The organism is Brevundimonas sp. UBA7507, from assembly GCF_002478355.1.
Classification (GTDB): domain Bacteria; phylum Pseudomonadota; class Alphaproteobacteria; order Caulobacterales; family Caulobacteraceae; genus Brevundimonas; species Brevundimonas diminuta_D.
In genome coordinates, this window is record NZ_DLNP01000017.1 from 34,068 (window position 1) to 54,854 (window position 20,787).

Below are 20,787 nucleotides of genomic sequence, written 5' to 3' on the forward strand. Positions count from 1 at the left end.
GCAATGTTCAAAAGACGGGAGCGGCGCCGATGACGCCGGTCAGGCCGCCGGGCGCGCCGTCCAGCCTGATGTCTTCCGCCTGCACATAGCCCGTCAGAACGAACAGCTTCAACCCGCCTCCGCCCGACAGAAATTCGGCCGCCAGACCGGCCTGGCCCAGGGCCTCGACGATGCGCGCATCCCGCCAGCCGCTGTCCGTGACCCAGAAGGTGCGGTCGTCGCCCGTCGGCCCCGGCGTCTCGGTTCCGACCATCAGGGCGCGCGGCGTCCCGGCGGCGTCATCCGGCAGGGCGGCGATCACCTTCAGCATGGGCAGGGCCAGCAGCCGCCCCCACCACGGCCGCGCCGACAGATCGATCAGGGCCCGCGTCTTTTGCGCCACCCCGTCGCGCACGGCGATCAGGGCCTGATCCGCCTCGACCATCGGCCGCGCCGCCAGCCCCCAGCGATCGGCCGCCAGCACCGACGACAGCGCTCCGCTGGCGATCAAGGGCCGCCCGTCCGCCGCTTCCAGCCGCCCTAGCACGGCGCGCACCGCCGCTTTTTCCAACAGGCTCGTTCCCGACAGAACGGCGCGCAGGGCGATGGCGTCGCCGTCGACCGAGCCGCGCGGCCCCGCCGCCAGTCGGGCGCGGACGGCCTCGGCCACGGCCCGCTCCAGCGACAGGCGCGCTTCGTCGACGGGCGGCTCCGTCAGCATCAGAACAGCTGCGGCGCAGGCGCCAGGGCGAACGGCCCCAGATAGGTGCGGCCGCCGCGGAACAGGATGGCCAGCTCCACGCCCTGGCCGTCGTCGCCGGTCCCGCCTTGAGGCGTGGCGGCGGCGGCCTTGGCGGCGGCGGCGCGGTCCAGCGAACCGCCCTGCTGGGCGCCCGCCAGGCCGACGATGGCCGCCAGCGGCTTCTCGGCGCGCACGAAGACCTGACCCTCCAGCTGCCCCTTGGCGTCCGCCGACAGGGCGTCGCTGGAGACGAAGGCCTTGCTCTCGCCCGCCTGAAGCTGGCCCTTCACATCGATGAAGCGTCCGCCCGCCGCCGTCCAGGCGGTCAGCAGCCCCTTGGCGTCCGCCCCCTTGCGCAGGGCCGAGGCCTTTTCGATCACCGCCTCGATCTGGGCGTTCAGCATCCCCGACTGGGTGAAGCCCTCGACCGGGCCGTTCGCGCGGCCCTCGCCGTCGACCAGACGGAACAGCACGTCGACATCATCCGTCGGCGTGTCCGAGCCGACCAGATGCGGCCGCATATAGAACTGCACCAGCGCCGCCTGTTTCAGCGGAAAGGGCTCGGCCTCCGGCAGGGCGGTGAAGACCGGCTTCTCCAGCTCCAAAGCCACATTGGGCCACCGCTGGGTCAGGCCGTGCACGCTCATGCGGATGCCCTCGGCGCGAATGGCGGTCTTGCCCTTTTCGCCGCGCGTGACGGTCAGGCCGTCGGGCGCCGCCAGCACCCAGCGCGTGGGGTTGTAGGCGTTGGCCTGGGCGATCATCTCGGGCGTCGCGATCGCATGGCCGGACGGAGCGACGACATCCAGGTGCTTGATCGTCACCCGCGCGTGCATGGGCCAGCCGGTGGTGGCGATTCCGGCGTGCTTGATGGTCCAGCCGCTCTCCTTCAGTCCGGCGATCTTGGTCTCCATGCGGCGCTCGATCTGCTGGGTCAGGAAGAACCACCAGCCGGTCCACAGGACCAGGCCCACGGCGACGATGACGAAGGGGATGATCAGCCCCTTGCGGCTGTGATGCGGTGCGGCGTCGGTCATGAGCGCGCTTTAGCAGGATGCGCGGCTGCTGACACGTCCTGTCAGCAGGAACAGGCCAGGTTGCCGTCCGTTCGAATCGCAATCTGACAGGAGACGAGGACCATGGAGACGCAACAGCTTCATCGCGGTCGGCTGATCGACCATCTGCAACTGGTGACGCCGGACCTTGAGGCCAGTCGTCGCTTCTACGGCGCGGTGCTGGAGGCCCTTGGCGTGCCGATCGCCGGCGAGGCCGAACGCTTCTTCTGGGCCGACGAACTGTTCGTGTCGGCGGTGGACAGCATAGCGGCGGCGGGGCGTCCGACCGGCCGTTGCCACCTGGCCTTCCAGGCCAAGGATCGCGCCATGGTCGAGGCCTTCCACAAGGCGGGCCTGGCGGCGGGCGGAACCGACAACGGCGCGCCGGGCGAGCGGCCCTATCACCCCGGCTACTACGCCGCCTTCCTGCTGGACCCGGACGGCAACAACATCGAGGCGGTGTTCCACGGCGAGGCCGAGCGTTCCGCCGACAGCGTGGTCGTGACGTTCGAGAGCTAGGCCGATCAGGCGGTTAGGTCCGCCCAGGTCGCCGCACAGGCGCGCGCCGCCTCGTCCGGCGCCAGCTCCAGCAGCAGGCCGCGCTGGCCGCCGTTGATCAGCACCCGATCGAACAGGATCGCCGTCTCGTCGATGAAGGTCGGGACGGCCTTCCTCTGGCCGAAGGGACTGACGCCGCCGACCTTGAAGCCGGTCAGACGCTCGGCGTCGGCGGGCTTCATCATCTGGGCCGACTTGCCCCCGGCTGCGGCGGCCAGCTTCTTCATGCTGACCTCGCAGTCGGACGGCACGACGACGCAGACGGGCTTGGCGTCGACCAAGGTCATCAGTGTCTTGAACACCTGCTCGGGCGCCCAACCCAGGGCCTCGGCCGCCTGAAGGCCCACGCGCGGCGCATCGGGGTCGTAATCGTAGGGATGCAGTTCGAAAGCGACGCCGGCCCTGGTCAGGGCGACAGTGGCGGGAGTGGTGCGCGACATGGTCAGCCGGTCTGCTCCGCCAGGAAGCCCTTGGTCAACTCCACCGTCTCGGCCAGCCCCAGACGCAGCACCTCCGTCCCCGGCGGCAGGGCGGCGAACAGGCGGGTCGGGCAGGCGGCGTCCAGCATGACGAAGACGCCCCGGTCGTCGGCCCGACGGATCAGGCGGCCGAACGCCTGGGCGATGCGCCCGCGCGCCAGGGCGTCGTCCCACGAACGCCCGCCCGAGCCCGTGCCGAACCGCTCGCGCCGCGCCTTGTGCAGCAGGTCCGGGCGCGGCCACGGCACCCGGTCGAAGGCCAGAACGCGAAGGGACCGCCCCGGCACGTCCACCCCGTCCCTGACCGCATCGGTGCCCAGCAGGCAGCTGTCCCGCTCGGCCCGGAAGACGTCGACCAGGGCCCCGACCTCCAGCGGATCGACGTGCTGGGCGTAAAGGGGCAGGCCCGCCCGCGCCAGTTCCGGCCCCAGCCGCTCATAGACCGCCTTCAGCCGCCGGATGGCGGTGAACAGGCCCAAGCCTCCGCCGCCCGCCGCCAGGAACAGTTCGCGCATGGCCGCCGCGATCTGGCGCGGGTCGTCCTTGACCAGATCATTGACGACGATGACCCGGCTGTTGGTCGCATAGTCGAACGGGCTGTCGACCTTCAGCGTCCGCGCCGGTTCGATCAGGCGCGCGGCGCCGGTCCGCAGGCGGGCCAGGTCGAAAGGGTCTTCCGCCGCCGGGTCGGACAGGGTGGCGCTGGTCACCAGCACCCCGTGCGACGGCATGACCACGGCGGCTTCCAGCGGCACGGTCGGGTCGATCCAGTGGCGACGCAGGGCCACGTCGTGGATACGGCCGAAGGCGGCCTCGGCGCTTAGCCAGTCGACATAGTCAGGATCGGGTTCGTCGCCGCCCTCCTCCAGCGCCGCCAGCATGGAGCGCCAGCCGGGCAGGGTCATGCGCGCGCGCCGGTCCAGTCCGCGCAGTGACCCCTCGATGCGGGCGCGGGCGGCGCCGTCCAGTTCGGCCGCCTCCTCGTCCAGAATGTCTTCGAGATGGCGCGACAGGGCCAGCAGGGGCGCCTCGACCGCGGCGATGGCGCGGGCGGCCTCGCGCGCAGCCTCCAGCACCGGCTCGGTGACGGGGCGCAGGGCGCACTCCAGTCCGAACTCGGCGCCGCCGTTCTCGGCCGCCCGGGCGCGCAACTGCTCCAGCGCCGCGACCAGAAACCGCTCGATCGGCCCGATGGGGTTCACCTCGCCCGACGCCGGGGCGATACGGCCTGACACCCCTTCGCCGGGAAGCTGGGCGGCGGCCTGCAGCGCGTCCTTCAGGGCCTTGGCGGCGGCTTCGTTGTCGGCGGTCAGGTCGCCCAGACGCTGTTCCAGCCCGCGCCCGCGACGGCCGCGCCCCTCCGGCCCGCGTATCCAGCGGCGCAGCTCGGCCGCCTCCTGCCCCGACAGGCAGGCGGAGAAGGCGCTGTCGGCGGCGTCGAACAGGTGGTGGCCCTCGTCGAAGACGATGCGTTTCAGCGCCGCCGTCTCGCCGTCCTGCTTCAGCCCCCGCGCGGTTCGCGCGCCGTCGAAGGCCGCCTGCGTCATCACCAGCGCATGGTTGGCCACCACCAGATCGGCGCGGCGGCTGGCGCGGATGGTCTTTTCGACGAAACACAGGCGATAGTGGGGGCAGGCGGCGTGGACGCACTCGCCGCGCCGGTCGACCAGATTGGCCGGGCCCGCCTGATGCATGGGGGCGGTCGCATAGAGGCCGGACAGCCAGCCGGGATAGTCGCCCCCGGTCATGTCGCCGTCGCGGGTATGGGCGGCCCAGCGCGCGGCCAGCGCCATGCCGATCAGGTCGCCGTTCCCCAGCTGCGCCGCCTGCACCATGTCCTGCAGGTTCAGCAGGCAGAGGTAGTTCTCGCGTCCCTTGCGCACCACAGTCTTTCGCCGCCGCTCGGCCTCATCGGGCCACAGGGCGCGGCTCTCGCGGTCGATCTGGCGTTGCAGGGCGCGGGTGTAGGTCGAGATCCACGCTGCGCCTGCGTTGCGCTCGGCCCACAGGCTGGCGGGCGCCAGATAGCCCAGGGTCTTGCCCGTGCCGGTTCCCGCCTCGGCCAGGAGGACGCGCGGGCGCCCCTCTTCATTGCGGGGCGAGAAGGCGTAGGCGGCCTCGGCCGCATAGTCGGACTGGGCGGGCCGCGTCTCGTCCAGACCCGAGGCCTGAAGCAGCTTGTCCAGACGGATGCGGGCGCTCTCGGAATCGACGGCGGACGACCCGGCCTCGCCGCGCGGGGCCTCATCCTCCCACTCCTGAAGCCGCGCCCAGACGTCGAGGCCCGAGCCGCGCTGCTGGCGGCTCCGCAACGGCCCGGCGCGCAGGGCCTGAAGCACGCGCGGCGCCCAGCCCCATCCCGCCCTCTCCAGCGTCAGGGCCAGGGTGTAGGCTTCCTCCCGCCCCGGATAGGCGGGCGCGGCCAGTTCGGCCAGCAGGTCGGCGGCCGCGGCGCGCAGGGCGGCGGCCTGCGCCTCCGCCCCTCTCGGCTCCTCGCGCCCCAGCGCCAGCGCCAGCCCGGTGGCCGACGGGGCGCAGAACCGCGCCGGGCGCACGAAGGCGAACAGTTCGAGCGCATCCAGCATTTCGGGAGAGCGGGGCGGCGGCGCCAGACCCAGACGCCGCGCCGTCAGCCCGGCGTGGGCGACGATGACGTCCCCGCCGGCGAACAGGCCCTCGGCGGCGCCGCGTCCGATCTTGCGCGCGCCCTGATCGTCGCACACGGCGCCGGCCCCCGGCGGTGTGGCCAGCGCAGGCGGCAGGTCGAACGTCAGGGACGACGCGGTGCTGATCTCGGCGGATTCGACAGTCACCCTCATTAGATAGCGCCAGAGGTGACGAAACGGAACGGGAACATGCTATAGGCCTGTCGTGACGCCGCCGATCACTGCAACGCTTCCGCCCCTGTTCGCCGACTGGTTCGCCGGTCGGGGCTGGTCGCCGCGTCGGCATCAGTTGGAGATGGTGGCGGCGGCGCAGGCCGGGCAGCACGCCCTGCTGGTGGCGCCGACGGGCGGGGGCAAGACGCTGGCGGGCTTCCTGCCCAGCCTGATCGATCTGGCCGAACGGGGACCGAGGCCGCAGACGGGGCCGGGATCGGGCGTTCACACCCTCTATCTGTCGCCGCTGAAGGCCCTGACCACCGACGTCGAGCGCAACCTGATGAGACCCATCCGCGAGATCGGGCTGAACATCCACGCCGAAAGCCGCACCGGCGACACCAAACAGTCGAAGAAGCAGCGCCAACGCGACTTCCCGCCCGATATCCTGCTGACCACTCCGGAGCAGTTGGCCCTGTTCTGCGCCTGGGAAGGAGCGAGAGACTATTTCGCCGACCTGAAATGCGTGGTGCTGGACGAGGTGCACGCCATCTGGAGCGGCAAGCGCGGCGACCTGCTGGCGCTGGGGCTGGCGCGGTTGCAGAGGTTCGCGCCGGGGATGCGGCGGGTGGCCTTAAGCGCGACGGTGGACGATCCGCAAAAGATCGCCGACTGGCTCTCTCCTTCTCCCCTTGTGGGAGAAGGTGGCAGGCGGGGCCTGACGGATGAGGGGTCTCGCGACGTTGCCGAGCCCCCTCCCCACCGCGCCGGAGACACCCCTCATCCGAGCCCTTCGGGCCCACCTTCTCCCACAAGGGGAGAAGGGATTCGCGTCGTTCTCGGCGATCCCGGCGCGCCGCCGGTGGTGGATGTGCTGGTCAGCGAAGGCCGCGTGCCCTGGGCCGGCCACACCGGCGTCCACGCCATCCCCGAGGTCTATGACGCCATCAAGCGCGCGGGCCTCAGCCTAATCTTCGTCAACACCCGCTGGCAGGCCGAGTTCGTGTTTCAGTCGCTATGGGCGATCAATGAGGACGATCTGCCGATCGCCCTGCACCACGGCTCGCTGGCCGCCGAGCAGAGACGCAAGGTCGAGACGGCCATGGCGCGCGGCGACCTCAAGGCCGTGGTGTGCACCTCGACGCTGGACCTGGGCATCGACTGGGGCGACGTCGATCTGGTGATCCAGTTGGCCGCGCCCAAGGGGGCCAGTCGCCTGGTCCAGCGCATCGGTCGGGCCAACCACCGGCTGGACGAGCCCTCGCGCGCCTTGATGGTCCCCGCCAGCCGCTTCGAGATGCTGGAGTGCCAGGCCGCGCGGGAGGCCGTGGCCGAAAACGCCTTCGACTGGGAGCCGGAGCATACCGGCACGCTGGACACCCTGGCCCAGCACGTCATGGGCTGCGCCTGTTCCGAACCCTTCGACCTGGCCGAGCTGTTCGCCGAGGTGACGAGCGCGGGGTCCTATCGCAGCCTGACCTATGAGGCCTTCGAGGAGGTGGTCGATCTGGTCGCCACAGGCGGCTATGCGCTGCGGACCTATGACCGCTTCGCCCGCATCGTGCGCACCCGCGACGGCAAGTGGACGGTGCGCAACGCCCAGATGGCCCAGCGGCACCGGATGAACGTCGGGGCCATCGTCTCGGCCGCCAATCTGAACGTGCGCGTCGCCGGGCGGCGTGCGGGCGGCAAGCATCTGGTCTCGGGACGCAAGATCGGCGAGGCCGAAGAGTGGTATTTCGAGCAGATGACGCCGGGCGACACCTTCGTCTTCGCCGGTCAGGTGTGGGCTTTTCAGGGCATGGTGAAGACGGACGCCCTCGTCTCGCCCGCCGTCGATAAAGACCCGAAGATCCCCTCCTACGGCGGCTCGAAATTTCCGCTGGGCACATCATTGGCCGAGCGGGTGCGGCGCATGGTGCAGGACCGCGACCACTGGCGCGTCCTGCCGCCCGACGTGCAGGAGTGGCTGGAACTTCAGGCGGTCCGCAGCGCCATCCCGGAGTCGCAGACCCTGCTGGTCGAAACCTTTCCGCGCGGGACGCGGCATTTCATGGTCGCCTATCCGTTCGAGGGGCGGCTGGCGCACACGACCCTGGCCATGCTGCTGACGCGGCGGCTGGACCGGATGGGCGTCGGGCCTCTGGGCTTTGTGGTGACGGACTATTCTCTGGCCATCTGGTCGATCCGACCGATGGACGGCCTCGATCTGGACGCCCTGTTCGAGCCGGACATGCTGGGCGACGATCTAGAGGCCTGGCTGGAGGAAAGCTTCATGATGAAGCGGTCGTTCCGCAACTGCGCGCTGATTTCCGGCCTGATCGAACAACGCCAGCCGGGGGCGGAGAAGACCGGGCGGCAGGTGACGTTTTCGACCGACCTGATCTACGACGTGCTGCGGCGGCATCAGCCGGACCACCTGCTGCTGAGGACGGCGCGGGCGGATGCGGCGACGGGCCTGCTGGACGTGGCGCGGCTGGGCCAGCTGCTGAGCCGCATCCACGGCCGCATCGTGCACAAGGTGCTCGACCGGCCCTCGCCCTTCAGCGTGCCGGTTCTGGTGCAGATCGGGCGCGAGCGGGTCGGGGGAGACGCCGCCGAGATGATCCTGGACGAAAGCGCCGAGGCCCTGATCGCCGAGGTCATGGAAGACGCGCCCGAGGCGCTGAAGGGGGCGGCGTGATGCGATCATGCTTCCTTCTCCCCTCGTGGGAGAAGGTGGGCGGCGGAGCCGCTCGGATGAGGGGGCTGTTTCAGCGAGCTACATGTCAGACGATGAGGGCGAGGCCTGCAGCCCCCTCATCCGTCTCGCTGCGCGAGCCACCTTCTCCTCCAAGGGGAGAAGGGCGATGAACGCAGCCTTGCGCGCGGCCCTATCCCCGTTCCGCCATCCATGTGGCGGGCTGAAGCTGACGGTCAACGGCGAGCCTTGCGTGCTGCGCTGCTCCGGCGCCCTGTGGTTGCCGACGCATAAGACCCTGATCGCCTCGGACCTGCATCTGGAGAAGGGCTCGGCCTTTGCGGCGCGCGGGCAGATGCTGCCGCCCTATGACAGCCCCGCGACCCTGGCCAGGCTCGAGGCCGAGATCGAGGCGCTGGATCCGCGCACGGTCGTCCTGCTGGGCGACAGCTTCCACGATTCAAAGGCGGTGTCGCGCATGGACGGCGCTCAGCTGACGCGGCTGGAAACCCTGGCCGCCGGGCGCGACTGGATCTGGCTGGAGGGCAATCACGACCTGGACGCCTTGGCCGGCGCGCTGGCCAATCCCTTCAAGCGCCTGCCCGGCCGGGTGGTCGAGACCCTGGCGCTGGGCGGCCTGTTCCTGATCCATGAGCCGCAGGCCGAGCCTACGCCGGGCGAGATCGCGGGCCATCTGCATCCCGCCGCCCGCGTCGCCGCCTATGGCCGGGGCGTGCGCCGCCCCTGCTTCGTCACCGACGGGCGGCGGCTGATCCTGCCCGCCTTCGGCGCCTTCACCGGCGGGCTGGACGTGCGCGATCCCGCGATCGCAGGCCTGTTTCCTAGCCCGCCGCTGACCGCCCTGCTGGGGCGGGACAAGGTTCACGCCGTCGCCTTCGACCGCCTGAGCTGACCAAAGGCGACGGCGGGATCAGCCTCAGCCGACGTGCGGGGTGATGATGCCCAGCGGCAGGGTGGTGACGTTCTTCACCCCGCGCGTGACGATGTGGCTCTCGCAGTTGGAGACGATGCCCAGCGTCAGCAGCTTGTCGCGCAGGAACTGGTCGAAGGCGTGCATGTCGGTGGTGATGATGCGCAAGACGTAATCCTCGCGCCCCGTGATAGTGGCGCACTGCACCACTTCGGGCCAGCTTTCGACGGCCTGTTCGAAGATCTGCAGGTTGTCGCGGGTCGGCAGGCTCAGCTTGACGATGGCGTAGACCTCGAAGTCCAGACCCAGAAGACCAGCGTCCAATAGCGTGACACGCTTGCGTATCAGGCCAGAGTCCTCCAGTCTCTTGATCCGGCGCCAGCACGGCGAGGCTGACAGGCCGACGCGATCGGCGACCTCGGCGACAGACAGGCCTGCGTCCTGTTGAAGGATGTCGAGGATGCGCGCGTCGATAGGGTCGAGGTCGTCGGCCAAAGGCTTTCTCCGAATTAGCTTTCTGCGCAATAAAATACCCCAAAACGCCATTTGGCAAGGGTGTTTTTAGGAGAGCCAACAATCATACGCCATGCTATGCCCTCATCCATAAGGAAACGCGGCCGGTTCAACCGGACGGGAGGCATTGATGAAGAACACCCCGACGCTGTCGCTGCGCGTGCCGGAGCCTTCGGGTCGGCCGGGCGACACGCCTGATTTCAGCCACCTGAAGCTCGATGCGCCGGGCGCGGTCGACCGCCCGGCGGTCAGCACGGCGCCCGCCGAGATGCGCGATCTCGCCTTCCGCCTGATCCGCGTGCTGGACGATGAAGGCCAGGCCGTGGGCCCGTGGGATCCCAAGCTGGCCCCTGAGACGATGCGTCGCGGCCTGAAGGCCATGATCCTGACGCGCGCCTTCGACGACCGGATGCACCGCGCCCACCGTCAGGGCAAGACCAGCTTCTATATGAAGTGCACCGGCGAAGAGGCCATCGCGGTCGCCCAGGGCATGATCCTGAGCCGCGAGGACATGGGCTTCCCCACCTATCGCCAGCAGGGCCTTCTGATCGCGCGCGACTATCCGCTCGCGACCATGATGAACCAGATTTATTCGAACGCCGAAGACCCCATCAAGGGCCGCCAGCTGCCGATCATGTATTCGGCCAAGGACTACGGCTTCTTCACCATCTCGGGCAATCTGGGCACGCAGTATGTTCAGGCCGTGGGCTGGGGCATGGCCTCGGCCATCCGCGGCGACGACAAGATCGCCATCACCTGGATCGGCGACGGCTCGACGGCCGAAAGCGACTTCCACTCGGCCCTGACCTTCGCCGCCGTCTATCGCGCGCCGGTCATCCTGAACATCGTCAACAACCAGTGGGCCATCAGCTCCTTCCAGGGCATCGCCGGCGGGCTTGAGACCACCTTCGCCTCCAAGGGCATCGGCTACGGCCTGCCCGCCCTGCGCGTCGACGGCAACGACTTCCTGGCCGTCTGGGCGGCGACCCAGTGGGCCGAAGAACGCGCCCGCACCAATCAGGGCGCGACGATCATCGAGCTGTTCACCTATCGCGGCGCCCCGCACTCGACCTCGGACGATCCCAGCCGCTACCGCCCCGGCGACGAGCACGAGAAGTGGCCGCTGGGCGATCCGATCGCCCGCCTGAAGCAGCACCTGATCAGTCTGGGCGAATGGTCGGACGCACAGCAGGAAGAGGCCGAGAAGGAAGCGGTCGAGAAAGTCCGCGCCGCCGCCAAGGAATCCGAGGCCATCGGCACCCTGGGCCAATCGCGCCCCAGCGTGAAGACCATGTTCGAGGAGGTCTATGCGACCGAGGACTGGCGTCTGGTCGAACAGCGCCGCGAAGTAGGAGTCTGAGTGATGGCCGAGATCAACGACAAGATTGAAGCCGACATGGTCGACCAGAAGGACGCACCGGCGTCGGTCGCCCCAGAAGCCTCTGCAGCCGCCCCCCCCATTGCGCCGATGAACATGATCCAGGCCCTGAACTCGGCCCTGGACGTCAAGATGGCCGAAGACCCGACCGTCGTCTCCTACGGCGAGGACGCGGGCTATTTCGGCGGCGTCTTCCGCGTCACCGACCACCTGCAGAAGAAGCACGGCCTGAACCGCAGCTTCGACGCCCCGATTTCGGAATCCGGCATTGTCGGCACGGCCATCGGCATGGCCGCCTATGGCCTGCGCCCGGTGGTCGAGATCCAGTTCGCCGACTACATCTATCCAGCCTACGACCAGATCGTCTCCGAAGCGGCCAAGATGCGCTATCGCTCGGGCGGCCAGTTCACCACGCCGATGGTGGTGCGCAGCCCCTACGGCGGCGGCATCTTCGGCGGCCAGACGCACTCCCAGTCGCCGGAAAGCCTGTTCACCCACATCGCCGGCCTGAAGGTGGTGATCCCGTCCAACCCCTATGACGCCAAGGGCCTGTTGCTCGCGGCGATCGAGGACGACGATCCCGTCATCTTCTTCGAGCCCAAGCGCCTGTACAACGGCCCCTTCGACGGCTGGCACGAAAAGCCGGTCAGCCCGTGGAAGGCGCAGGAACTGGCCCAGGTCCCGACCGGCAAATACGTCGAGCCGATCGGCAAGGCCCGCGTGATGAAGGAAGGGTCCAACGTCACCATCCTGGCCTATGGCACCATGGTCTGGGTCGCGCTGGCGGGCGCTGAACATGCGGGCGTCGACGCCGAGGTCATCGACCTGCGCACCCTGGTTCCGCTGGACATCGAGACCATCGAGGCCTCGGTCAAGAAGACCGGCCGTTGCGTCATCGTGCACGAGGCGCCGAAAACCTCGGGCTTCGGCGGCGAACTGAGCGCCCTGGTTCAGGAGCGCTGCTTCTATCACCTGGAGGCGCCGGTGGCGCGCGTGACCGGCTGGGACACGCCCTATCCGCACGCCTTTGAATGGGAATATTTCCCCGGACCGCAGCGGGTCGCCGACGCGCTGAAAGCCGTCATGACGGGAGGTCGCTAAGATGGGTCGTTTTGTTTTCAAGCTTCCTGACGTTGGTGAAGGCACCGCTGAGGCCGAGCTCGTCGGCTGGCACGTCAAGGTCGGCGATACGGTCGCCGAGGATCAGATCGTCGCCGACGTCATGACCGACAAGGCCACGGTCGAACTGACCAGCCCGGTTGCGGGCGTCGTCACCGCCCTGCACGGCGAGCCCGGTCAGATGATGGCCGTGCGCGGCCCGCTGGCCGAGTTCGAGATCGAGGGTGAAGGCAACGCCGCCGCCGACGAACCGGCCGCCGCTGCCCCTGAGCCCGCTCCGGTCGCCGTCGAAGCGCCCAAGGCTGAAGCCGCTGCGGCGCCCGTCGCCGCCGCTGGCGCGAACCACGTCTTCAAACTGCCCGACGTGGGCGAAGGCACGGCTGAGGCCGAACTGGTCGGCTGGCACGTCAAGGTCGGCGACACGGTTCAGGAAGACCAGATCCTGGCCGAAGTCATGACCGACAAGGCGACGGTCGAACTGACCAGCCCGGTCTCTGGCGTCGTCGTCGCCCTGCACGGCGAAGCCGGTCAGCAGATCGCCGTCGGCGGCCCGCTGGTCAGCTTCAAGGTCGAGGGCAAGGGCAATGTCGCCGAAGCCCCTGCCGCCGCTCCGGCGCCTGTCGCCAAGGCCGAGAAGGCTGCGCCGGCGCCTGTCGCCGCACCGGCCGCCAAGCCTGCTGCTGCGCCCAAGGCCGACGCCAAGCCCGTTCCGGCCCTGACCGGCCGCCAGCCGGGCGAGCGCCCGCTAGCCTCGCCCGCCGTGCGCAACCGCGCGCGTGATCTGGGCATCGACCTTGTCTTTGTGCCGGGCAGCGGCCCCGCAGGCCGCATCGAGCACGCCGACCTGGACGCCTTCGTCGCGCGCGGCGGCACGTTCGCCCCGGCCACGGCTTCGGGCGGCTCGCTCTACGCCAGGGCCGAGGGCGCCAACGAAGTCCGCATCATCGGCCTTCGCCGCAAGATCGCGGAGAAGATGGCCGAGAGCGTCCGTCGCATCCCGCACATCACCTATGTCGAGGACATCGACATGACGGCGGTGGAAGAGCTGCGCGCCCACCTGAACGCCCAGAACAAGGGCACAGGGAAGCCTAAGCTCAACGTCCTGCCCTTCATCGCCCGCGCCATCGTCGTGGCCCTGAAGGACCAGCCGAACATCAACGCCACCTATGACGACGAGGCGGGCGTGCTGACCCAGCACAACGCCGTCCATCTGGGCATCGCCGCCCAGACGCCGAACGGCCTGATGGTCCCGGTCGTCCGCCACGCCGAGGCGCGCGACGCCTACGACACGGCCGAGGAGATCGCCCGCGTCTCGGGCGCCGCCAAGGACGGCAGCGCCAAGCGCGAGGAGCTGTCCGGCTCGACCATCACCATCACCTCGCTGGGCACGCTCGGCGGCGTGGTGCACACGCCCATCATCAACCACCCCGAAGTCGCCATCGTCGGTCCGAACAAGATCGAGGAGCGCGTCGTGGTGCGAGGCGGCCAGATGGTCGTGCGCAAGATGATGAACCTGTCCTCCAGCTTCGATCACCGCATCGTCGACGGCCATGACGCGGCGGTCTTCGTGCAGAAGATCAAGACCCTGCTGGAAAATCCGGCGACCTTGTGGATGAACTAGGATGAAGCGCAGCGCGGCTATAGCTCTGACAATAGCCGCGCTGTTGGCGGCAGGCAAAACCAACGCCTGTACGCTTCTTCCCCTGAACTTCACCTTCCTTACCGCCCCCGCAGCATTCGAAGCTGAGGTCGCCGAAGTTCGACGGGTGCAGCCCAGAGAGTGGGAAGAAGGCATGGGTCCCGTGTACGTAGCCAATTTTCGACTTACTGGTCCTGCCCGCTTACGAACCTTGCCAAGCTATCGCTGGGCTACGAAGGATGATTGCGAACCGATTTTCTCCGTTAAAGAAGGTCAACGCGTTTTGCTGCTGCTCGAAGCTGATCCAGCGGAAGCCCAACGTCTCTTCGCCGAGGTCATCACGCCCTCCCACGGCGAAGATACACGCGCGCCCGCCTCCATTGACGGATCAGCTTATCGCGCCCCCATGGAAGTGCATCCGTACACCGACGATCTCTCAAAAATTCAGAATCTCCTAGAGCGCTATCAACGCGAATGACCCAGCTTCTGAAAACCAAAGTTCTGATCATTGGGTTCGCCCTCGCCGCTCTCAGTGCGACCTCCGCCTGGGCCTGCATTCCTGAGCCTCCGCCTCACTGGCCTTCGCTTCTGCGCGCCGATGGTCCAGCACTCTTCATCGGGCGCGTGACAACGGTGGAGCGACTGCAGGAACCTCGTCGCACAGCGACCCTGGAAATCTCGGAATCCAAGGCCACTATCGAGCGTCTGGAAGCGATCCAAGGCCAGCCCAAGCCGACCTATGCCCTGACAGCAGCCGAGAGCGTTCGTCGCCTTGGTGACTACTCCGATATGGTCTGCGTCGATTTTCAGCGCGTGAAAGTCGGCGACCTCGTGCTCGGGATGGAAACCCCGAACGGCGCCGTACACCTTTTTGAACCCCAGCAAATTCCTCCCGAATTCACCTCTCGCATCGAGGCCTATCGTTGACCCAGACCCTGAAAACCAAAGTCCTGATCATCGGCGCCGGGACCGGCGGCTATGTCGCAGGCATCCGTTGCGGCCAGCTGGGGCTGGAGACCGTGCTGGTGGATGCGTCGCCCGGTCTCGGCGGCACCTGCCTGAACGTCGGCTGCATCCCGTCCAAGGCCATCATTCACGCGGCGGGCAAGTTTGAGACGGTGGCCAAGGCCGCGTCTGACGCGGGCACCCTGGGCATCACCGCCTCGACCCCGGCCATCGACCTGTCCAAGACGGTCGAGTGGAAGGACGGCGTGGTCAAGAAGCTGAACGCCGGCGTCGCCGCCCTGCTGAAGAAGGCCAAGGTCAAGGTCATCAAGGGCTGGGCCGACTTCTCGGACGCCAAGACCTGCACCGTCAAAACCGACGACGGCGACATCCGCATCACCGCCGAACACGTCATCCTGGCCACAGGGTCGGAGCCGGTCGAACTGCCCTTCCTGCCGTTCGGCGGCGACGTGATCTCGTCCACCGAGGCCCTGAGCCTGCCCGAGGTTCCCAAGAAGTTGGTAGTCGTCGGCGGCGGCTACATCGGCCTGGAGCTGGGCATCGCCTTCCGCAAGCTGGGCGCCGAAGTCGCCATCGTCGAAATGGCCGAGCGCATCCTGCCGCTCTACGACAAGGCCCTGACCGACCCGGTCGCCAAGTGGCTGGAGAAGCACGGCGTGCAGCTGCTGCTCGGCGCCCGCGCGGGCGGGTTCGGCGACGGCAAGCTGAACGTCACCGACAAGGACGGCAATCCGATGCAGCTGGACGCCGACAAGGTGCTGGTCACCGTCGGCCGCCGCGCGCGGACGAAGGGCTGGGGCCTGGAGAACATGGGCGTGGCCATGAACGGCCCGTTCGTGAAGATCGACGAGCGCTGCGCCACCAGCATGAAGAACGTCTGGGCCATCGGCGACCTGACCGGCGAGCCCATGCTGGCGCACAAGGGCTCGGCGCAAGGCGAAGTCGTGGCCGAGATCATCGCCGGGCATGATCGCGTCTTCGACCCGACCACCATCGCCGCCGTCTGCTTCACCGAGCCGGAGATCGTCTCGGCGGGCCTCGGCCCCGACGACGTCAAGGGCCGCGACGACGTGATTCAGGCGGTCTTCCCCTTCGCCGCCATCGGCCGCGCCCTGGCCATCGAGGCGGGCGAGGACGGCGGCTTCGTCCGCGTCATCGCCTCGAAGACGGACCACCGCCTGCTGGGCGTCCAGGCCGTCGGCCAGCACGTGTCGGAGCTGTCCAACAGCTTCGCCCAGATGCTGGAGATGGGCGCGGTGCTGGAGGACGTGGCCGGAACCATCCACGTCCACCCGACCCTGGGCGAAGCCTTCCACGAGGCGTCCCTGCGCGCGCTGGGCCACGCCATACACATCTGAGAGCGCTATCGCTCGCGACGCGGTCGCTCGCTGCTTGAGCGCAGTCGAGCAGGCCGCGATCGTCGGCCCTTCGGGACCTCCCGACCCGACGCGGCCTGAGCATCCTTCTCCCCTTGTGGGAGAAGGTGGCCCGTCAGGGCCGGATGAGGGGTCTTTCCGAAGCTGGATGAAGGCCGAGGATTTGAGGTCGCGCAACCCCTCATCCGACCTCGCTCCGCTCGCCCACCTTCTCCCACAAGGGGAGAAGGAACAGCTTTACCCGCCTCGGCGTGACCGGGCGGCGAGAGGGCTGGGCGGGGCGCCGGGGCTTCGCCCGGAGAAGATGTGATTTACCGTTTCGACGAAGGCCGACGCCCCGCGCGAAGAGTCGGACATGAGCTCGGGGCAGGCGCCGTTGTTCGCGGCTACCCCCGGCGCCCATGACGGGCAGGCCGCGCGACGACGCGGTCCTGGAACGGTCCGAGTAACCCCCTCGACCCTGGCCGGAGCCTCTCTGGCGGACGGGTCGAACGCCCCGTCGCTAGGCCCCGTCGGCTCCGCGTCCCGATGTCTGCGGCCGGTCGCGCTTGCGCGCGGCTTGAGGCCGCGGAACGGCGTTGGAGGCGTTCGCCTCGTTCCGCCGCCCGCAGGACATCCTGAACCGCCCGCCCGAACCGTCGCCGCCTTCCGCTGGGGTTCCCCTTGCCCGGCGCGCGCGATGGGAGGCCGACGGTCCGACACGGACCCCGTTCTCTCCGCTCCCGCCGCCGCTTCGGTTCGCCGGCCGAGCGAGCCCTCCCCTGCGACGGGACGAGGGGCAGGATGCGGCAGGCGGGAGGTGGGGCGGGGAGATGAGGACGAGCGGGGCGCGGAGGCGGGAAATATCAGGCGCTGCGAAGCCTTGATGTGAAGGCCGGCGGATTTTCCTTCTCCCACAAGGGGAGGCGGTCCCGCTTGCCCACGGCCGACGAAAGACCGACCCTTTGCGCAAACGGGAGGCTTCGATGAGCGCGCAGACCCACTACCTGGCCGTCTTCACCAGCGACAAGACCGGCCCCAAATGGCGGGCCTGGCGCGCCATGAGCGAGGCCGACCAGGCCGAGACGGCCCGCCTCGGCGTCGCCGCCGTCGCCGCCTGGGAGGAGGCGCACCGCGACTCCATCGTCTTTCAGGGCGGCCCGCTGGGCCCGACCAAACGCATCGACGACGACGGCGCCGTGACCGACGTGGTCAACCTGCTGACCGTCTTCATGGTCGTACGCGCCGACAGCCACGAGGCGGCGGCCCGCCTGTTCGAGAACCACCCGCACATGAACCCCTTCCCCTGCGACGGAGTGGAGGTGATGCCGGTGCTGGGGTGAGGCTCAGTCGGCGCCGGGCGGCGGGGTCCAGTTCGGATCAGAAAACCAGTCGGCCGCGAGGTCGCGCCAGTCCGGGTTGTCCTTCTCGATAAGGGCCAGCTTCCAGTCGCGCAGCCATTTCTTGATCCGCCGCTCGCGCCGGATCGCATCCAGCATCAGGGCGTGCTGCGCGAACCAGACCAGACGGGTGCAGTCATAGGCGTCGGTGAAGCCGGGAAAGGCGCGCGTCCTGTGCTTCCACACGCGGCTTTCCAGATTGGAGGTCGAGCCGGCGTAGAGCGTCCCGTTGCGCCCGCTGGCCATGATGTAGGTCGCGATGAAGGTGCGATGGGTCGCCATGCACACAGCCTATGCCGCTCCCCCTCTTTCGTCATCCTCCGGGCCGCGCGCAGCGCGGAACCGGGGGACCCAGCGGCGCCGAAGGCGATCTTAGCGCGGCCGCCGAGCGTGGATCTTTCGCGCTCCCGCGCGCCGCTGGGTCCCCCGGTCTGCGCCGCTGACGCGGCTTGCCGGAGGATGACGAAAGAAAAAAGGGGCCGCAATGACGCGGCCCCTTTCTCGGATCGACGCTGGAAGGCGCGTTAATGCACCCGCGCCTTCCCGATCTCCAGCCCGTCGGCGCCCGCTGATACGGCGACCACGCTGCCGTCCTCAATCTCGCCAGCCAGCAGCTTCTTCGCCATCGGGTCGACCAGTTCCTTCTGGATGACGCGTTTCAGGGGGCGGGCGCCGTACACTGGGTCGTATCCCTTGTCGGCGAGCCAGGTCAGGGCGCTGTCGTCCAGGGCCAGCGTCAGGCGGCGGTCGGCCATCAGCTTCTCCAGACGCGCCAGCTGGATGCGGACGATGCCGCCCATCTGTTCGCGGCCGAGGCGGTGGAACAGGATGATCTCGTCGATGCGGTTCAGGAACTCAGGCCGGAAGTGGGCGCGGACCTGCTCCATGACCAGCGGGCGAACGGCCTCGACGTCCTCGCCCTCGGGCTGATCGGCCAGATACTGGCTGCCCAGGTTGGAGGTCATGATGATCAGGGTGTTCTTGAAGTCGATGGTGCGGCCCTGACCGTCGGTCAGGCGGCCGTCGTCCAGCACCTGAAGCAGCACGTTGAAGACGTCGGGGTGGGCCTTCTCGACCTCGTCGAACAGGACGACCTGATAGGGGCGACGACGCACGGCCTCGGTCAGGGCGCCGCCCTCGTCATAGCCGACATAGCCGGGAGGGGCGCCGATCAGGCGGCTGACCGAGTGCTTCTCCATGTATTCGGACATGTCGATGCGGGTGATGGCGTTGTCGTCGTCGAACAGATAGCCGGCGAGCGCCTTGGTCAGCTCGGTCTTGCCGACGCCCGTGGGGCCCAGGAAGAGGAAGCTGCCTAGCGGCTTGTTGGGGTCGTTCAGGCCGGCGCGGGCGCGGCGCACGGCGTCGGAGACGGCGGCCAGGGCCTCGTCCTGACCGACCACGCGGCGGCCCAGTTCGTCCTCCATCTTGAGCAGCTTCTCGCGCTCGCCCTCCAGCATCTTGTCGACGGGCACGCCGGTCCAGCGGCTGACCACGGCGGCGATCTGTTCGCCGTCGACGACCTCGGGGGTGAGCGGGGCGGCGACCGCCGCCGGGGATTCGGAGTCCGCGAGTTGCTTCTCCAACTGCGGGATCTGGCCATAGGCGATCTCTGAGGCGCGGCCGAGGTCGCCGGCGCGCTGGGCGGCGGCCAGTTCGGCGCGCAGACGGTCCAGGGTCTCACGCAGTTGCGCGCCCTGGCCCACCTTGTCCTTTTCCGACTTCCAGCGGGCGGTCATGTCGTCCGACTGGCCCTCGAGGTCGGCGATCTCGTCCTCCAACTTCTCCAGACGCTGCTGCGAGGCGCTGTCGCTCTCCTTCTTCAGGGCCTCGCGCTCGATCTTGAGCTGGACCAGACGGCGGTCGATCTCGTCCAGAGCCTCAGGCTTGGAATCCACGGCCATGCGGACGCGCGACGCGGCCTCGTCGATCAGGTCGATGGCCTTGTCCGGCAGGAAGCGGTCGGTGATGTAGCGGTTCGACAGGGTGGCGGCGGCGACGATGGCGCTGTCGGAAATGCGCACCCCGTGGTGGACCTCGTACTTCTCCTTAAGGCCGCGCAGGATCGACACCGTGTCCTCGACGGTGGGTTCCGAAACGAAGACCGGCTGGAAGCGACGGGCCAGGGCCGCGTCCTTCTCGACGTGCTTGCGGTATTCATCCAGCGTGGTGGCGCCGACGCAGTGCAGTTCGCCGCGCGCCAGGGCGGGCTTCAGCAGGTTGGAGGCGTCCATGGCCCCGTCGCCCTTGCCCGCGCCGACCAGGGTGTGCATCTCGTCGATGAAGAGCACGATCTGGCCCTCGGCGGCGGCGACCTCGTTCAGCACGGCCTTGAGGCGTTCCTCGAACTCGCCGCGGTATTTGGCGCCCGCGATCAGGGCGCCCATGTCCAGCGACAGGACTTTCTTGTCCTTCAGACTTTCCGGCACGTCGCCGTTGACGATGCGCAGGGCCAGACCCTCGACGATGGCGGTCTTGCCGACGCCGGGTTCGCCGATCAGGACGGGGTTGTTCTTGGTGCGGCGGGCCAGCACCTGAATGGTGCGGCGGATTTCTTCATCGCGGCCGATGACGGGGTCGACCTTGCCGTCGCGCGCGGCCTCGGTCAGGTCGCGGGCGTAGCGTTTCAGGGCGTCGAAGTTGTCCTCGGCGCCGGCGCTGTCGGCGGTCTTGCCCTTGCGGATTTCGGCGACGGCGTCGTCCAGCTTCTTGGCCGTGACCCCGGCGGACTTCAGCGCCTCGGCGGCGGCGCCGCCCTCCTTGGCGATGGCGGCCAGCAGGCGTTCGGTGGTGACGAAGGCGTCGCCCGCCTTTTTCGCGGCCTCCTCGGCGGCGTTGAAGACGCGGGCGGTGTCGCCGTCCAGATAGATCTGGCCCGAGCCGCCCGAAACCTGGGGCCGCTTCTTCAGCAGGCCCTCGGTGACGAGTTCGACGGCGGACGGGTCGCCGCCCGCCTGGTCGATCAGCTTGCGGGCCAGGCCGTCGCGCTCCTCGAGCAGCACCTTGAGCAGATGCTCGGGCGCGAACTGCTGGTGGCGGCGGGCCAGGGCCAGCGACTGGGCGGACTGGACGGCCTGTTTGGCGCGGTCGGAATAGAGGTCGAGATTCATGTCGTTCGGTTTCCCCTCGGGAGGCGGATTTCGACTCAATGCGCCCTTTCACGAAGCGACGCCT

At 68.7% G+C, this 20,787-nt stretch carries 17 protein-coding genes; 10 read left to right on the forward strand and 7 right to left on the reverse strand.

Annotated elements, in window-relative coordinates:
• Nucleotides 1–7: 7 nt before the first annotated feature.
• The gene (locus B3D50_RS12335; RefSeq protein ID WP_286951536.1) at nucleotides 8–700 is read right to left on the reverse strand and encodes a hypothetical protein; all 693 of its coding nucleotides are present in this window, start codon (nucleotides 698–700) and stop codon (nucleotides 8–10) included.
• Entirely contained in the window at nucleotides 700–1,758 is a 1,059-nt protein-coding gene (locus B3D50_RS12340; protein ID WP_286951537.1) for a DUF2125 domain-containing protein, read from the reverse strand. Before B3D50_RS12340 ends, B3D50_RS12335 begins: the two co-directional genes overlap by 1 nt.
• Before the next feature lie 102 nt (nucleotides 1,759–1,860).
• On the opposite strand from B3D50_RS12340, the gene B3D50_RS12345 reads away from it, so the two are divergent.
• Nucleotides 1,861–2,295 (forward strand): VOC family protein, encoded by a 435-nt coding sequence (locus B3D50_RS12345; RefSeq protein ID WP_286951538.1) that lies wholly within the window; start codon nucleotides 1,861–1,863, stop codon nucleotides 2,293–2,295.
• A gap of 5 nt (nucleotides 2,296–2,300) precedes the next feature.
• Here the strand turns inward: B3D50_RS12345 and ybaK are convergent, their stop codons facing one another.
• Together ybaK and B3D50_RS12355 are read right to left on the reverse strand one after the other, a co-directional pair.
• Nucleotides 2,301–2,774: a Cys-tRNA(Pro) deacylase gene (gene ybaK, locus B3D50_RS12350; protein ID WP_286951539.1), complete on the reverse strand. Its 474-nt coding sequence runs from the start codon at nucleotides 2,772–2,774 to the stop codon at nucleotides 2,301–2,303.
• A gap of 2 nt (nucleotides 2,775–2,776) precedes the next feature.
• Nucleotides 2,777–5,632, reverse strand: a complete 2,856-nt coding sequence (locus B3D50_RS12355) for an ATP-dependent DNA helicase (RefSeq protein ID WP_409516106.1) — start codon at nucleotides 5,630–5,632, stop codon at nucleotides 2,777–2,779.
• A gap of 52 nt (nucleotides 5,633–5,684) precedes the next feature.
• Between B3D50_RS12355 and B3D50_RS12360 the strand changes: the two genes are divergently transcribed.
• Together B3D50_RS12360 and pdeM are read left to right on the forward strand one after the other, a co-directional pair.
• Nucleotides 5,685–8,315, forward strand: a complete 2,631-nt coding sequence (locus B3D50_RS12360) for a ligase-associated DNA damage response DEXH box helicase (RefSeq protein WP_286951541.1) — start codon at nucleotides 5,685–5,687, stop codon at nucleotides 8,313–8,315.
• A 166-nt stretch (nucleotides 8,316–8,481) separates the two neighbouring features.
• Entirely contained in the window at nucleotides 8,482–9,225 is a 744-nt protein-coding gene (gene pdeM / locus B3D50_RS12365) for a ligase-associated DNA damage response endonuclease PdeM (protein WP_286951542.1), read from the forward strand.
• 24 nt (nucleotides 9,226–9,249) lie between these two features.
• Here pdeM and B3D50_RS12370 read toward each other — a convergent pair whose 3' ends face one another.
• Complete coding sequence (locus B3D50_RS12370) at nucleotides 9,250–9,738, reverse strand: Lrp/AsnC family transcriptional regulator (protein ID WP_003166242.1); 489 nt, start codon at nucleotides 9,736–9,738, stop codon at nucleotides 9,250–9,252.
• A gap of 148 nt (nucleotides 9,739–9,886) precedes the next feature.
• On the opposite strand from B3D50_RS12370, the gene B3D50_RS12375 reads away from it, so the two are divergent.
• The 7 genes from B3D50_RS12375 (at nucleotide 9,887) to B3D50_RS12405 (ending at nucleotide 17,556) form a co-directional block, all read left to right on the forward strand.
• Nucleotides 9,887–11,116, forward strand: a complete 1,230-nt coding sequence (locus B3D50_RS12375; protein ID WP_286951544.1) for a 3-methyl-2-oxobutanoate dehydrogenase (2-methylpropanoyl-transferring) subunit alpha — start codon at nucleotides 9,887–9,889, stop codon at nucleotides 11,114–11,116.
• 108 nt (nucleotides 11,117–11,224) lie between these two features.
• Nucleotides 11,225–12,235, forward strand: a complete 1,011-nt coding sequence (locus B3D50_RS12380; RefSeq protein WP_349680882.1) for an alpha-ketoacid dehydrogenase subunit beta — start codon at nucleotides 11,225–11,227, stop codon at nucleotides 12,233–12,235.
• Nucleotide 12,236: 1 nt separating this feature from the next.
• Entirely contained in the window at nucleotides 12,237–13,874 is a 1,638-nt protein-coding gene (locus B3D50_RS12385) for a 2-oxo acid dehydrogenase subunit E2 (RefSeq protein ID WP_286951549.1), read from the forward strand.
• Nucleotide 13,875: 1 nt separating this feature from the next.
• Nucleotides 13,876–14,370 carry a hypothetical protein gene (locus tag B3D50_RS12390; protein WP_286951552.1) on the forward strand — a complete coding sequence of 165 codons (495 nt, stop codon included), beginning with the start codon at nucleotides 13,876–13,878 and terminating at the stop codon, nucleotides 14,368–14,370.
• A complete protein-coding gene (locus B3D50_RS12395) occupies nucleotides 14,367–14,819 on the forward strand; it encodes a hypothetical protein (protein ID WP_286951553.1) in 453 nt (150 codons plus the stop codon). The genes B3D50_RS12390 and B3D50_RS12395 overlap by 4 nt, the downstream gene beginning before the upstream one ends.
• Nucleotides 14,816–16,216 carry a dihydrolipoyl dehydrogenase gene (lpdA, locus tag B3D50_RS12400; RefSeq protein ID WP_286951555.1) on the forward strand — a complete coding sequence of 467 codons (1,401 nt, stop codon included), beginning with the start codon at nucleotides 14,816–14,818 and terminating at the stop codon, nucleotides 16,214–16,216. Before B3D50_RS12395 ends, lpdA begins: the two co-directional genes overlap by 4 nt.
• A 983-nt stretch (nucleotides 16,217–17,199) precedes the next feature.
• Nucleotides 17,200–17,556: a hypothetical protein gene (locus B3D50_RS12405; RefSeq protein WP_286951557.1), complete on the forward strand. Its 357-nt coding sequence runs from the start codon at nucleotides 17,200–17,202 to the stop codon at nucleotides 17,554–17,556.
• 3 nt (nucleotides 17,557–17,559) lie between these two features.
• Here B3D50_RS12405 and B3D50_RS12410 read toward each other — a convergent pair whose 3' ends face one another.
• Together B3D50_RS12410 and clpB are read right to left on the reverse strand one after the other, a co-directional pair.
• Nucleotides 17,560–17,895 (reverse strand): GIY-YIG nuclease family protein, encoded by a 336-nt coding sequence (locus B3D50_RS12410; protein WP_286951560.1) that lies wholly within the window; start codon nucleotides 17,893–17,895, stop codon nucleotides 17,560–17,562.
• A 242-nt stretch (nucleotides 17,896–18,137) separates the two neighbouring features.
• Nucleotides 18,138–20,723, reverse strand: a complete 2,586-nt coding sequence (gene clpB, locus B3D50_RS12415; protein ID WP_286951562.1) for an ATP-dependent chaperone ClpB — start codon at nucleotides 20,721–20,723, stop codon at nucleotides 18,138–18,140.
• Nucleotides 20,724–20,787: the final 64 nt, after the last annotated feature.